Source organism: Vibrio sp. 2132-1 (assembly GCF_033344315.1).
The window spans coordinates 1-1,104 of sequence record NZ_JAWPON010000090.1 but is presented as its reverse complement, the minus strand read 5'-3'; the positions used below and the strand labels follow the sequence as shown (position 1 = coordinate 1,104).

The window sequence follows — 1,104 nt, the reverse complement described above, 5'->3', positions numbered from 1 at the left end:
TCCCCCATGTTGTATGTGAAGAAGAAAATGTACAGGCCATTCACTAAATTGAAAAACACATTCATGAAAAACGCTGCCAGAATAAAAAACAACGGCTTGTTTTTACGAACAGCTTGAAAGGTTTGTTTTAGCGTGACTTTTTCGCAGCTCTTCGTCGAGATACGTTCTTTGGTGTTGTAAAAACCGTTCAGCATGAAGAACAAACCCGCAATCATCAACACAATCACAGCAGGTAAGTAACCCTGATCTGCGCGGCCATCAGCGAAGTAAGCACTCAGTTTTGGGAACACAACCAAAGTCGCACCAATACCCGCATTCACCCCTAACATGGCACAAGTTGCCGCTTTTGCTCGCTCTTGTGGTTCATCCGTCATAACAGAAGACATAGACCAAAACGGCACATCAGAAATGGTGTAAAGCGTACCCCAAAGAATGTAAGTGATACCGGCATACATCACTTTTGTCGATGTATCAGCATCGATGTTATAGAAAGCGGCCACCGTGACCAGAACAATCAGAACCGGCGTAAACAGCATGTAAGGGCGGAATTTACCAAAGCGAGAGTCTAACGTGTCCATGTATCCGGCAATGAGCGGATCGTTCACCGCATCCCACACACGAGCAATCAAAAAAATCGTACTCGCCGCAATTGGAGAAATGCCCAAAATATCGGTATAGAAATAAAGAATAAAAGAGCCGACTAGACCAAAGCTAAAGCACTGGCCTACCCCATAGCCGAAGTAAGACATCAGCTCCTTATTAGTGAGTTTGTTTTGTAGAGTAGTCATTGTTCACGTCTCAATTGATTTTATTGTAAATAAGAAACCGACCCATTTCTCAGAGTCGGCTCACAGGCAATTAATCCACTTCTGCGAGTGTTTTGATCAATTGCACTTCGCTTGCGTCATACGGCTGTCCTTGCTCATCAAGCAGATCGTGGAACCATTGACTCGCATAGTTTGCATCGCTACGTTTTATCTCTGGCCAAGGCAGATGCGTTTGTGTTTTTCCTTTCACTAATCCCCACTGATAGCAGCCAATATTTTTCTGTTTAAAGACCGGAAGCTGTTCGTGCATGTACGATTGCGAAATCGGAAGAGCGTC

1 protein-coding gene and 1 pseudogene are annotated in these 1,104 nt (G+C 44.3%); both read right to left on the bottom strand.

What is annotated here, in order from left to right; genetic code table 11:
- A partial coding sequence (locus tag R8N47_RS23635; protein ID WP_318185904.1) for an MFS transporter occupies window positions 1–788 on the bottom strand: 788 nt, incomplete at its 3' end.
- 70 nt (window positions 789–858) lie between these two features.
- A pseudogene (locus R8N47_RS23630) lies at window positions 859–1,104 on the bottom strand (1,4-beta-xylanase); the annotation flags it as partial.